The following is a 12712-nucleotide window of genomic DNA, read 5'->3' as shown; positions in this document are numbered from 1 at the left end:
CCGCAGATGCTTTCAGACCGCTCCGACAGTCCGGCGCCAGATGTCGGTCATCACCTTCGGACGCATGCCCACGTGCAGATAGAGCTGTACTGCGGGCGTCGGGTTCGAGCTGTCGACGTGCAGGATCGTCCCGGCCCGGCCGGCGGCAGCGTCTTCCGCGAACGCATCCCGCAGCAAGAAGGCTGCCAGTCCACGGCCGCGCGCCTCAGAGAGTACGGCGAGCCGCCCGACGTACCCGCAGTTCTCGGACTTCACGAAGTTGTCGTTGCACTCGCGCATCGCGACCGGGCGGCCGTCGAGTTCGAGGAGGGTCAGTTGCGACCAGTCGAAGGTGGAGCGCGTCTCCCGCGAGGCCACCCAGTCGTCGTACGGGCGGGGAACTGCAGTCGGCTGGTCCGCGAACGCCTCGGCCATCACCTGGTGTGCAGCCCGTCGGGTCGCGTCGTCGGGCGCGCCACGTCTGAGCGTGACACCGGCCGGAACAGCGGGTCGCTCCGGCGGCGTCACATGCCGGATCTCCATCCGCTGGATGGTCGTACCGACCGTGAATCCCCGCGCCTCAGCCAGCCCGGGAAGCAGCTTGTCCTCGCGAAGAATTCCCAGTCCGACGGTGACTCCACTGTCCGGCGCTCGGTCTTTTCGGCGGCCGATCTCGGCGGCCTGCTGGTCGGCGCGTTGATTCGCGGTGTCGAGCAGCCAGGCGGCGACGGCCGGGTCGGCGGCGGTGACGTCCAGATCGACCCGACTGCCGTACAGGCTGGATGTCGCGCAGCCGACCAGCTCGGCGCCGTCGAAGACCAGCCAGGTATCCGATGCGGGGACAAGCGCCGGATCTCGAAGGTAATTGGCCACGTCGTCGAGGCTGAACTTGGAAAACCCCAGCAACTTCGACGAGTAGCCGCCCATCAAGGCGGTGATCGCCGGGATGTCCCCGTCCTCGATCGGCCGAACCGTGAGCCCGGCGGGAAGTGTTGGTGAGCTGTGGCCCGGTGGCGGCGTGGCAGTCATCCTCTCATCGTGGGGAACGACTGCCACGCTGTCGAACTGATTAGCAGGCCTTCGTCCACTCGCCGCAGTCGTCGGCGGCTGCGGTGCGGGAAAGGTCTGGTTTGATTGCTGCGACCGGGGTCTGGTCGGTCCAGGAGGCTAGGAGCACACCGACTGCGTCCTCGACCGAGCGGGGGCTGGTCAGGTAGTTGTTGGCGATCATCGAGAAGACCAGTTTGCGGCCGTCCTTGGTTGACACGTAGCCGGACAGGGCGGTGACGCCGGTGAGTGAACCGGTCTTGCCGTGCAGGTTGCTCGCCGCCGGGGTACCGGCCATCCGGCTGCGCAGCGTCCCACCGACGAAGCGATTCGGGTTGCCTGCGATCGGCAGTGCGTCGTACCACTGCTGGAACCACGGCTCGTGCTCGGCGCCGATCAGGACGTCGGTGACGCTCTTGGCCGTCACGTTCACCTTGCGAGACAGGCCGGAGCCGTCGGACAGCCGGATCGTGTTGGTGGCGACCCCGAGGGTCTGCGCGTACTTCGTGACCACGTTGAGCCCGGCCGGCCAGCTGCCGTCTGCAGCTGCTACCGCACCCATCGCTTTCACCAAGGTCTCGGCGTGCATGTTGTTGGAGAGCTTAAGGAACGGCGTCATCAGTTCGCCGACCGTCATCGACTCGTCGCGGGCCAGCCGCCGGGCGTCGGCGGGCGAGGCCGACGCACGGATGTGTCCGTCGACCTTGATGCCCTGAGCCTTCATCGCCCGCTCGAACACGTCGGCGGCGTACAGGGCCGGCTCCCAGACGGTCACCCATTCCTGGCTGACGGTGTCGTCGGCCGGGACCGAGCCAGAGACCCGTACGACGTTGGTGCCGTGGTCGCGCTCGATGGTCAGGGTGTTGTCGGAGCCGGTGGCGCCGGTCGTGGCGGTGTTCACCAGCTTGATCACGCCGTTGGCCGGCACGAGGTTCAGCTTCACGGGTGCACCCACTGCCGCACCCGGCAGGCTTTCGACGATCGCCGTACCGGAGTCGTAGTCGGTGTTGGGCGCGAGCGTGAGGGCCGAGATCTGGGCGCTGTAGTAGAACGGCTCGTCGTCCCAGGCCCAGCTGTCGCCGAGGCGGACCTTGTCGAAGTAGGTGTCGTCGGCGATCAGGTCACCGTCGACCCGCTTGATCCCGGACCGGGCGAGCTGCTGGGCGAGTCCGGCATAGTCCGACTCGAGCAGCGTCGGGTCGCCGAATCCTTTCAGATAAAGGTTTCCGCGCAGTTTTCCGTTCTGAACGGCGGCTGTCGCGAGGACATCGGTGTGGAAACGGTAATCCGCGCCGAGGGTGTGCATGGCGGCCGTCGAGGTGAACAGCTTCGTGTTCGACGCGGGCAGCATCCGTTGGCCGCCGTTGCGGTCGTACAGCGTCTCCCCGGTGGTCGCGTCCCGGACCACGAGCGCGACCTGCGACCCTGTGTAGGCGGGATTGGTGAGCAGCGCATCCAGCTGCTGCTGCAACGGCGTGGCCTGTACGGCGGCCGGCGCACCGACCGACTGGGTGACCAACCCGGCCGTGGCGGCGACTGCTGCGGCGACGGCGACCAGCCCTCGCGCCGAGACTCTCGGTAAAATCCTCACGACATACTCCTAGGCTTCAGGCGGAAACCAACTACCCCGGAGTCAACACCTCCGGCCCGCGCGGGTCCAGCGGTCGGCGAGTTTCGGAGCACCTCTCGTCTTTCAGGTGAATCGATGTAAACCTAACAACCAACAGGTTCGCCCCACCTGAGGAGCTGCTATGTCCCGAAAACTGTTGGCCGCGGCCGTCGCCGCACTGGCGCTGCTGAGCATGCTGACGCCGGCCCACGCCGTAGTACAGAAGACCACCGCCGTACAGAAGACCGCTGCCGCGGTGTTTCCGGCTGAGGTGATCGGGGAGGACTTCCCCGATCCGGATGTGTTCCAGAAGAACGGCACTTGGTATGCCTACTCGACCAACAACGGACGCGGAAACGTGCCGGTCGCCACCGCGGCGAGTGCCAACGGGCCGTGGACGATTCGCGGCGACGCGATGCCGGGCGGTCCGTCGGCCGGCTGGGCCCAGGGCGGCCGGACCTGGGCGCCCGACGTCTACCCGAACCCCGATGGCACCTACACGCTCACCTACACCGCCTGGCACAAGGCGTCCGGGCGCCAGTGCATCGGCGTCGCCACCGCGAGTTCCGCGCTCGGCCCGTTCACCCCGGTCGGCAGCCAACCGCTGATCTGCCCGCTGAACCTCGGCGGCGCGATCGACGCGAACACCTTCGTCGCGAACGACGGCACCCGGTACCTGGTCTGGAAGAACGACGGCAACGCCATCGGGGTCCAGTCGACCCTCTGGCTGACCCGTACGGCGAACAACGGCACCACCCTGGTCGGCGGCAACACCGCGATGCTCTCGTCCAGCGGAGTCATCGAGGCGCCCGACCTGGTCCAGCGCGGCAGCCAGTACGTGCTGTTCTTCTCCGGCGGCGGCTACAACGACTGCAACTACCTCACGTCGTACGCGACCTCCCCGAGCCTCGGTGGCCCGTGGACGACGGCGTACCGGCCGTTGATGACGACCGCGAGCTTCGACAACCACATCTGCGGTCCCGGCGGCGCGGACTTCAACAACTCCGGCAAGGTCTTCGTGCACGGCTGGGTGAACGGCTCCCGGCACCTGTACGTCGCGGACGTCGGCTGGGCGAACGACTTCCCGGTCGTCCGCGGCAGCCGGGTCCGGACCGAGGCCGAACGCGGCACGCTGAACCACTGTGTGGTCCGCACCGGAGCTGCAGGCGCATCCGGTGGAGCGGTCGCGGCCTACATCGACTACGCGGACTCCTGGGTCGAGGTCTCCTTCTTCGCCCCGACGGCTGGTGGCTACACGCTGTGGGTCGGTTACGCGAACGGCATGGGCTCCACCTCCAGCCACGGAGTGGTTGTCAACGGCAACAGCCAGGGCGTGGTCAGCTACCCGGTGACCGGCTGGGACAACTGGCAGCAGTCGTCCGTCCCGATCACGCTGAACGCCGGCTGGAACACCGTCCGGCTGACCAAGGGCGACCTGTACGCCGAAGTGGACTACCTCGAGCTGCAATGAGGCTCGCCCCCGTAAGCTCGGTCCGGAACCACACAGCACACGGGGAGTCCGGACCACCAGATGGCAAAACCACCAGAACAGGTGTCCGTCGAGCGGCCGCGTCGCCGCTCGCCGGGCTGGCTCGACCTGCACCGCACCACCAGAGGTCTGCAGGCGATGCTCTACGGTGCGCTGGCTTCGCTGATCTCGCTGGTGATCACGTTCTGGACGCTGCCGCAGATCAGCAGCACCGGTACCTTCCCGATCCTGCGGCTGGTGGTGCTGCTGGCCGTGATCGGGCTGGTGATGCGCTGGATCCTGGCCGGCGTCGCGATCCTGATCGGCTCGGTCGGCGTCCTGATCGGCGGGCTGCTGTCGCAGTTCTGGGTGGTCTACCTCGGCGTCACCATCGACCCCGGCGTGCAGCTGCACGGTGGGGTCGAGGCGCCGGTGATCGTGTCGATCGTGCTCGGCTCGGTCAGTGCCTTCGTCGGCTGGCTCGCGTACGCCGGCAGTGACGACGCCTACGTCTCCGAGGTGATGCGGGTCGTCCGTCGCCGGGCCCGCCGGATCCAGCCGGCGCCGAAGACGGGGATGCTGATCATCCAGATCGACGGCCTCTCCGCGCCGCTGCTGAACTGGATGGTGCTCGCGGGCAACCTGCCGCATCTGGGCGGCTGGATCCGCGAGGGCAGCCATTCGATGATCGACTGGCATACCGGCGTACCGGCGACCACTCCGGCGAGTCAGGCCGGGATCCTGCACGGCGGTTCGGGGCAGATCCCGGCGTTCCGGTGGTACGAGAAGGAGACCGGGCGGGTGATGGTGACGAACCGGGCCCGCGACGCCGCCGAGATCGAGGCCCGGATGTCGACCGGACGCGGCCTGCTCGCCGGTGGTGGGGCGAGCATCAGCAACAACTGGTCCGGCGATGCCGACCGGTCGGTGCTGGTGTTCAGCCGGGCGGCGCTGCCGAACGGGCGCAGCCGCGGGTACGTCCGCTTCTTCTCCAGCCCGCAAGGTGCCGCTCGCGGCCTCGTGCTGTGCATGGGGGAGATGATCAAGGAACTGCACCAGGGCCGCCGGCAACGCCGCCGGAACCTGATTCCGCGAGTCAACCGCGGCGGCTCGTACATCTTCCTGCGCGCGATCTCGAACGTGCTGCTTCGCGACCTCAACGTCTCGCTGATCACCGACGAGCTGGTCAAGGGCACGCCGGTGATCTACTGCGACTTCGTCGACTACGACGAGGTCGCCCACCATGCCGGGCCGACCCGGCCGGAGTCGCTGCAGACGCTGGAGGGCCTCGACCGGGTGCTCGGCGCGCTGAAGCGGCTCATCGACACGCTGCCGCACTCGTACGAGATCGTCGTGCTGTCCGACCACGGCCAGAGCCAGGGATCGACCTTCCTGCAGCGGTACGGCCGGACCCTCACCGAGGTGGTCGACGACCTGGTCGACACCACCAAGGAGCCGGTCGCGGCGACCGGCAAGTCAGAAGGCTGGGGACCGGTGAACGCCTTCCTGACCGAACTGTCGCTGCGCCGCAGTGTGGCCGGCACCGTGACCCGGCGGGCGCTGCACGCCAAGGTGTCCCGCGGCGAGGTCGAGCTCGGCCCGAAGGACTGCGAGCCGCCGGTCGCGGCCGACGAGCAGATGGTCGTCACCGCGTCTGGGAACCTGGCGCTGATCTACCTGGCGACCACGCCCGGTCGGGTGCCGCTGGAGGAGATCGAGTTGCTGCACCCCCGGTTGATCCCGGGGCTGGCGACACATCCGGGGATCGGGTTCGTGGTGGTGGACTCGCTGGCGGAAGGACCGGTGGCGATCGGCCGGGCCGGGGTGCACGTGCTGCGGACCGGCCGGATCGAAGGGATCGACCCACTCACGGCGTACGGCGATCGGGCGGCCGCCGCGATGCTTCGGCAGGCCGAGATGCCGCACAACGGGGACATCGTGGTGATCAGCCGGGTCGACGAGTACACCCACGAGGTGGCGGCCTTCGAGGAGCTGGTCGGCTGCCACGGCGGGCTGGGCGGCTGGCAGACCGAGGCGATGCTGGTCCACCCGCGGCGGTTCGCGGTCGAGGAGCAACCCGTCGGCTCCGACGCGGTGCATCACCTGCTGATCAGCTGGCTCGAGCAACTCGGCCAGCGCGAGGGACTCGCGGAGCAGGTCGCGCCCAAGCCGGCGGATGCCAGCGTGGATGCCAGCGTGGAGGCCGGATAGTGCGGATCACCTGGTGGGGGCACGCCACCACCACCATCGAGGAGAACGGCACGCGACTGCTGACCGACCCGGTGCTGACCTCCCGGATCGCGCATCTGCGCCGCCGCCGTGGACCGTCCCCGCTGCCGGAGGCGGGAGCCTGCGACGCCGTACTGATCTCGCACATGCACGCCGATCACCTGCACCTGACCTCGCTGCCGCTGGTCGCACCGGACGCCGCCCTCGTCGTACCGCGTGGTGCCGCGAAGCTGATCGCGGCCGACTGCGGATCGGCCTTCGCGGACCGCTGCATTGAAGTTGCCCCAGGCAATCAAGTTCGGATCGGCAACCTCGACATCACCGCAGTGACGGCTGCGCATGACGGTCGCCGGCTGCCGTGGTCGGCGCACGCGGGACCGGCCCTCGGCTACCGGATCGAGGGCACGCCGAGCGTCTGGTTCGCCGGCGACACCGACCTGTACGACGACCTGGCGGCCGAGGCGGGTCCGGTCGATCTGGCGCTGGTTCCGGTCGGCGGTTGGGGACCCTCGCTCGGGCCCGGGCACCTGGATCCGGTCCGGGCGGCCGAGGCCGTACGCCGGGTGGGCGCGCGCGTCGCCGTACCGGTGCATTACGGGACGTTCTGGCCGATCGGGTTCGATTGGATGAAACCCGACTTGTTCCTGCCGCCGGGATCGCGGTTCAAGGCAGCGATGACCGAGCTGGATCCGGCCGTCCGGGTCGAGTTGCTGGCGCCGGGGGAGTCGACTGAGGTGGTTCATCGATGACGGGCGACGACTTCGGCTGGGTGTACCTCGCCGCGCTGGCCGGGGCGGTCCTGATCGGTGCCGTGCTGCCGGTTCTGCCGACCGGTGCGGCGGTGTCGGCGGGGGCGGTGCTCGCTTCGCATCACAACCCGATCGGCCTGGTCGGCGTACTGATCGCTGGTGCGGCAGGTGCCTATGCCGGCGACCTGATCGTGTACGCCGCGTGCCGGGCTGGTGGTGAGACGCTCGCCAAGAAGGTCGGCTGGCTTCGCAACAACGCGTCGCTGGACAACTTGCGCGAACGGCTCGCCAAGCACGAGATCACCGTGTTGCTGACGTCCAGGTTGATCCCGGGCGGGCGGATCCCGGTGTTGCTGGCGGCTGGGATCTCCGGGTATCGCTGGCACCGGTTCGCTGCTGTCGACCTGATCGCGTCGTCGGTGTGGTCCGCGGTCTACATGGCGATCGGGCTGCTGGGATACGCGCTGTTCGACAAGCCTTGGCAGGGCGTGGTGGCGGCGATCGTGCTGGTGCTGCTGACCACCGTGATCAGCAGCCTGATCCAGCGACTGCGGAAGAAGTCGGCCACGCCTTCGGCGGAGCCCGCTACCGAGTGAGGCTTATGGTCCGAACGGCGTCGTCTTGAGGCGTTCCACGATCTCGGGGTCGCCGGTGAGCTCGACCTTGGCGACCGCTTGACGGCCGAAGGTGAACAGGACCAGCTCGGCGGGTTCGCCGGTGACGGTGACCGAGCCCTGTCCGCCGGGCCTGCGGGCGACCGACTCGGTGCCGTCGGGCAACCGTAGTACGAGACCGCTCGGGGCCTTGCGCGTCATCGTCTTGGCCGCGAGCTTGACCTGCTTCCACAGGGCCTGCTGCTGGTCGGCCGGGAGATCACGGACCGCGAAATCCGGCTGGGCGCGGCGAACGTCCTCGTGATGGACGAAGTACTCGGTGGTGTTGAGGCTGTGGCCTAGGCCAGGGATCGAGTAGATCGTGAAGGTGGGCGGACCGTTGCGGACCAGGTCGACGATCTCGGTGAACGAGTACTTCGCCTTCGCCCGGGCCATCCGTCGCTCGGTCGTCTCCGAGAACGCGGGAATCATGATCCCGGGGCCGGCCAGCGGGTCGGCCTCCCGGACATGGAGGTGGACCGCCAGGTCGTGCGTGGTCCACCCGTCACACAACGTGGGCTGATCAGGCCCGAGCTGGTCGAAAAGGTCACACAGAGCAAGTCTCTCTACCCGGCTGTAGTCGGTCACAACTCGATCGTAGTTGTCTGTGGCGAGTGGCAGAATGTCGGTCGTTGTCAGTTCTGTGACTGGCTATGCCCCTGACAGAGTCGTCGGTAAGGATGTTGTCGCGTGCCGCAGCCGAAAGTCCCCAGCAAAGGGAGCGTGACCCGGCGTGGGTTCGCGGTACTGCGGGTCGCCATCTGGGAGGAGCCCTGGGTCTTCGCCTGGTCGGTGCTGGCGAGCGCGCTGTACGGCGCGATGACGGTCGCCGACGGCTGGGCGCTCGGCTGGTCCACCGACCACGTGATCCGGCCGGCACTGGAGCGCGGTGACACCACCTTTGGCGCGGTCGCCTCGCTGATCTCGCTGTTCCTCGGCATCGCGGTGCTGCGGGCGATCGGCGTGGTCGGCCGCCGGGTCGGGGCCGGCGTGATGCAGTACCGGCTGCAGGCGACGTACCGGCGACGGGTCACCCGGCAGTATCTGAAGCTGCCGCTGGAGTGGCACCACAAGCACCCGACCGGTCAGCTGCTGTCCAACGCGAACGCCGACGTCGAGTCGACCTTCTACCCGATCGCCCCGCTGCCGATGGCGGTCGGCGTGATCGCCATGCTCGCGTTCGCGACCGTCGCGATGTTCGCTGCCGATCCGTGGCTCGCGCTGGTCGGCTGCCTGGTGTTCCCGCTGGTGTTCGTGGCCAACGTGATCTTCCAGCGCACTCTGCAGCCGCTCGCGACCCGGGCCCAGCAGCTTCGCGCCGATGTCTCCGAGGTCGCGCACGAATCGTTCGACGGTGCGCTGGTGGTCAAGACGCTGGGCCGGGAGGCGGCCGAGACCGAGCGGTTCCGGGTGCCGACGATCGCGCTGCAGAACGCGAACATCGCGGTGAACCGGGCGCGGGGTGCGTTCGACCCGGTGATCGAAGGGTTGCCGCGGATCGGCGTACTGCTCGTGCTGCTGGTCGGTGTCGGGCGGGTCCGGTCCGGCGCGGCCGATGCGGGTGACGTGGTGCAGGTGGCGTTCCTGTTCACGCTGATCGGGTTCCCGATCCGGGCGCTGGGATGGGTGCTCGGTGAGCTGCCGCGGTCCGTGGTCGGGTGGGACCGGGTGCAGCGGGTGCTGACCGCTGAGGGTGGGATGTCGTACGGCTCGTCGACGTTGACCTCTTCGGCGGCGGCTCGGCTGGAGGTGTCCGATGTTCGCTTCGGGTATCTGCCGGATCGCGATGTGCTGGCCGGTGTGGACTTCACGATCGAGCCCGGCCGGACGGTCGCGGTGGTCGGTCCGACCGGGGCCGGCAAGTCGACCCTGACGACACTGCTGACCCGGCTGGTCGATCCCGAGGAAGGCGCGGTCAAGGTCGACGGAGTGGACCTGCGCGAGCTGGCCCGCGACGAGCTGGCCGGGTCGGTCGCGCTGGTCGCGCAGACCGCCTTCCTCTTCGACGACACGATCCGCGGCAACATCACGCTCGGCGGCGACTACGGCGACGAGGAGATCTGGGACGCGCTGCGGATCGCCCAGGGCGACAGTTTCGTGAAGACGCTGCCGCAGGGTTTGGACACCAAGGTCGGCGAGCGCGGTACAACGTTGTCCGGCGGTCAGCGGCAGCGGATCGCCCTGGCCCGCGCGCTGGTACGCCGTCCGCGGCTGCTGATCCTCGACGACGCGACCTCGGCGGTCGACCCGCAGGTGGAGGCGCGGATCCTGGCCGGCCTGCGTACCGCCGTACAGGGGTCCGAGGCGGCGACGACGGTGCTGGTGATCGCGTACCGCAAGGCGACGATCTCGCTTGCCGACGAGGTGTTGTTCCTGGACGAGGGGCGGATCGCCGAGCACGGGTCGCACCTGGAGCTGCAGGAACGGTCGGCGGCGTACCGGGACCTGGTCGATGCCTACGAGAAGGACGCCGCGCGGCGTGAGGAAGAGGCCGAGCTGGCCGCCGAACTGGACGATCTGGACTCGGAAGGAGCATCCGCGTGAGCACCGCCACTCGGCTCGACCATGGCGACCAGGCCGGCGGGCTGGCCACACTCCGCCAAGGGCTGCGGGTGTCCCCGGAGCTGGCGCGCGGCTGGTGGATCACCGGATTGCTCGCGCTGACGATGACGGCCGGGCGGATCGTCGTACCGATCGCTGTTCAGCAGACGATCGACAAGGGGCTGTCGGGGCCGGGCGGTCCGGACATGTCCTTCGTGGCGTGGATGTGTGTGGTCTGCTTCGGCGGTGTGCTGGTGACCGCGATCGCGTCGTACTTCACCACCGTGCGGCTCGCGACGAACTCCGAGCGTGGGCTGGCGACGATGCGGCTCAAGGCGTTCCGGCATGTTCACGATCTGCCGGTGCTGACGCAGAGCACCGAACGCCGCGGCGCGCTGGTCAGCCGGGTCACCTCTGACGTGGACACGGTGTCGCAGTTCCTGCAGTTCGGCGGGTTCATCTTCCTGGTGAGCATCGGGCAGATGGTGCTGGCGACCGTGGTGATGTTCGTCTACTCGTGGCAGCTCGCGCTGGTGGTGCTGGTCTGCTTCCTGCCGCTGTTCGCTTCCCTGCGGTTCTTGCAGGGGCGGATGTCGGCGGCGTACGGGATCGTGCGGTCGAAGGTGGGCGACATGCTTTCGGCGATCGCCGAGCCGGTGGTGGGGGCGCAGGTGGTGCGCGCTTACGCGATCGAGCGGCGTACGCAGCAGCGGATCGACGCGTCCATCGAGGAGTTCCGGCGGACCTCGACGCGGGCGCAGGCGATCACGGGAATCACCTTCTCCATCGGTGGTCTTGCTGCTGGGCTTGCCAATGCTGGTGTGCTGACTGCGGGTGTGCTGCTCGGGGTGGATGGGCACGCGACGCTGGGGGAGATCCTGGCGTTCATGTTCCTGGTCGCGTTGTTCTCCGACCCGGTGCAGATCGCGACCCAGGTGCTGACCGACGCGCAGAGCGCCTTCGCCGGCTGGCGTCGGGTGCTTGGGGTTATCGCTACGCCTGCTGATGTGGTCGATCCTGGCGCTGACGGTGTTACGCAGGCGCGGGGGCCGATCACGATCGAGTTCGCTGATGTGAATTTCGCTTATCCAGAAGGAGATCTGGTACTGCGGGATGTCTCGGTGCTCCTGCAGCCGCATCGCCGGGTGGCTGTCGTCGGTGAGACCGGGTCGGGGAAGACCACGTTCGCCAAGTTGCTGACCCGGTTGATGGATCCGACGTCGGGCGCCGTACTGCTGGACGGGGTGAATGCGCGGGAGATCGCGTTCACGTCGTTGCGCGAGCGGGTCGTGATGGTGCCGCAGGACGGCTATCTGTTCGACTCGTCGCTGGCCGAGAACGTCCGCTTCGGGCGTCCTGAGGTGACCGATGCGCAGCTTTTGGAAGCCTTCGAGTCGCTCGGGCTCACGGATTGGCTCGAGTCCTTGCCGGATGGGTTGAACTCGCCGGTCGGGCAACGCGGCGAATCGTTGTCGGCGGGGGAGCGGCAGTTGGTCGCCCTCGTGCGGGCGAACATCGCCGACCCGGATCTGCTGGTGCTCGACGAGGCGACGTCCGCGGTCGACCCTGGTACCGAAGTACGGGTGAATGCGGCGCTGGAGCGACTGATGGCCGGCCGTACGTCGGTGATCATCGCCCACCGGTTGTCCACCGCCGAGGCAGCCGACGAGATCCTCGTCTTCGACGACGGCCGCGTGGTCGAACGCGGCCCCCATGCTTCGTTGGTGGCAGCCGGCGGCGTCTACACCCACCTCCACAACAGCTGGATCGCCCAACGCTCCGCCGAATAGCAGAAACCCCGCCCCGTGCAGCCTGTCAGAACCGCACGGAACGGGGTCTCCACCTCAACTGTGCCCTCTCAGCCACCGCCGAGTCACGCATCAACCTTCAACATCCGGCCCACCCACCTCTAAGCGCACCCAACGACCGCCCCCTCCAGGTGATCCAGCCCCTGCCGCGCGACCGTCCCCCTCCGGGTAACTCAGTGGGCGGGCGCGGTGCCGTTCTCGCGGCCGGCGCCGGGTTGGGGTACCAGCAGGAACTCGACGCCGCCCTTGTCGTCGACGGCGGCATCGAGGATCTTGTCGTCCAGCGCCCCGGCAGCGTTCTGCTCCAGGAACACCCGCGCCCCGCTCTCCTCGACCACCTGATCACCCGGCAGCGGCGCCTCGGTCGTCGTCACCGCCAGCGAAGGATCAGTCGGATTCTCCTGCGAGATCCGGACCCCGGCACCATCCGGAGCACCCTCCACCCCCGTGATGCTCTTGATCACCAGCGTGGCGTTCTCAGTCAGGGTAAGCACAACAACTCCCTAGCATCGTCTCTACTGAGCCCACCCCGTGCCCCTTCCCCCAACCCCCAAACACCCCCATCCCCGCCCCACCTCTCGCCTCTGCGCCTCTCGCCTCGCGCCCCGCGCCGCCCGCCTCGTCCCCGC

At 68.4% G+C, this 12712-nt stretch carries 10 protein-coding genes; 6 read left to right on the top strand and 4 right to left on the bottom strand.

The window, feature by feature from the left end:
• Positions 1-12: 12 nt before the first annotated feature.
• Together ABZ004_RS27495 and dacB are read right to left on the bottom strand one after the other, a co-directional pair.
• Positions 13-1008, bottom strand: a complete 996-nt coding sequence (locus ABZ004_RS27495) for a GNAT family N-acetyltransferase (protein WP_355683950.1) — start codon at positions 1006-1008, stop codon at positions 13-15.
• A gap of 40 nt (positions 1009-1048) precedes the next feature.
• Positions 1049-2617: a D-alanyl-D-alanine carboxypeptidase/D-alanyl-D-alanine-endopeptidase gene (dacB, locus tag ABZ004_RS27490; RefSeq protein WP_355683949.1), complete on the bottom strand. Its 1569-nt coding sequence runs from the start codon at positions 2615-2617 to the stop codon at positions 1049-1051.
• A 160-nt stretch (positions 2618-2777) separates the two neighbouring features.
• Between dacB and ABZ004_RS27485 the strand changes: the two genes are divergently transcribed.
• The 4 genes from ABZ004_RS27485 to ABZ004_RS27470 are packed head-to-tail and all read left to right on the top strand — an operon-like array spanning position 2778 to position 7677.
• Positions 2778-4106 carry a family 43 glycosylhydrolase gene (locus ABZ004_RS27485; protein ID WP_355683948.1) on the top strand — a complete coding sequence of 443 codons (1329 nt, stop codon included), beginning with the start codon at positions 2778-2780 and terminating at the stop codon, positions 4104-4106.
• A gap of 60 nt (positions 4107-4166) precedes the next feature.
• The gene (locus ABZ004_RS27480; protein ID WP_355683947.1) at positions 4167-6314 is read left to right on the top strand and encodes an alkaline phosphatase family protein; all 2148 of its coding nucleotides are present in this window, start codon (positions 4167-4169) and stop codon (positions 6312-6314) included.
• Positions 6314-7081, top strand: a complete 768-nt coding sequence (locus ABZ004_RS27475; RefSeq protein ID WP_355683946.1) for an MBL fold metallo-hydrolase — start codon at positions 6314-6316, stop codon at positions 7079-7081. The genes ABZ004_RS27480 and ABZ004_RS27475 overlap by 1 nt, the downstream gene beginning before the upstream one ends.
• Positions 7078-7677: a VTT domain-containing protein gene (locus ABZ004_RS27470; protein ID WP_355683945.1), complete on the top strand. Its 600-nt coding sequence runs from the start codon at positions 7078-7080 to the stop codon at positions 7675-7677. Before ABZ004_RS27475 ends, ABZ004_RS27470 begins: the two co-directional genes overlap by 4 nt.
• A gap of 3 nt (positions 7678-7680) precedes the next feature.
• On the opposite strand, the gene ABZ004_RS27465 is transcribed toward ABZ004_RS27470, so the two are convergent.
• Positions 7681-8322, bottom strand: coding sequence for a TIGR03085 family metal-binding protein (locus tag ABZ004_RS27465; RefSeq protein WP_355683944.1), 642 nt, complete (start codon positions 8320-8322; stop codon positions 7681-7683).
• A gap of 102 nt (positions 8323-8424) precedes the next feature.
• On the opposite strand from ABZ004_RS27465, the gene ABZ004_RS27460 reads away from it, so the two are divergent.
• Complete coding sequence (locus tag ABZ004_RS27460) at positions 8425-10278, top strand: ABC transporter ATP-binding protein (RefSeq protein ID WP_355683943.1); 1854 nt, start codon at positions 8425-8427, stop codon at positions 10276-10278.
• Positions 10275-12065 carry an ABC transporter ATP-binding protein gene (locus tag ABZ004_RS27455; RefSeq protein WP_355683942.1) on the top strand — a complete coding sequence of 597 codons (1791 nt, stop codon included), beginning with the start codon at positions 10275-10277 and terminating at the stop codon, positions 12063-12065. The genes ABZ004_RS27460 and ABZ004_RS27455 overlap by 4 nt, the downstream gene beginning before the upstream one ends.
• Before the next feature lie 191 nt (positions 12066-12256).
• Here the strand turns inward: ABZ004_RS27455 and ABZ004_RS27450 are convergent, their stop codons facing one another.
• Positions 12257-12577, bottom strand: a complete 321-nt coding sequence (locus ABZ004_RS27450) for a Fe-S cluster assembly protein HesB (RefSeq protein ID WP_355683941.1) — start codon at positions 12575-12577, stop codon at positions 12257-12259.
• Positions 12578-12712: the final 135 nt, after the last annotated feature.

The sequence above is a fragment of the Kribbella sp. NPDC006257 genome (assembly GCF_040613535.1).
In the GTDB taxonomy this organism is placed as follows: domain Bacteria; phylum Actinomycetota; class Actinomycetes; order Propionibacteriales; family Kribbellaceae; genus Kribbella.
Note: the sequence above shows the minus strand (reverse complement) of the source record. Positions and strands in the feature narration are given on the sequence as shown.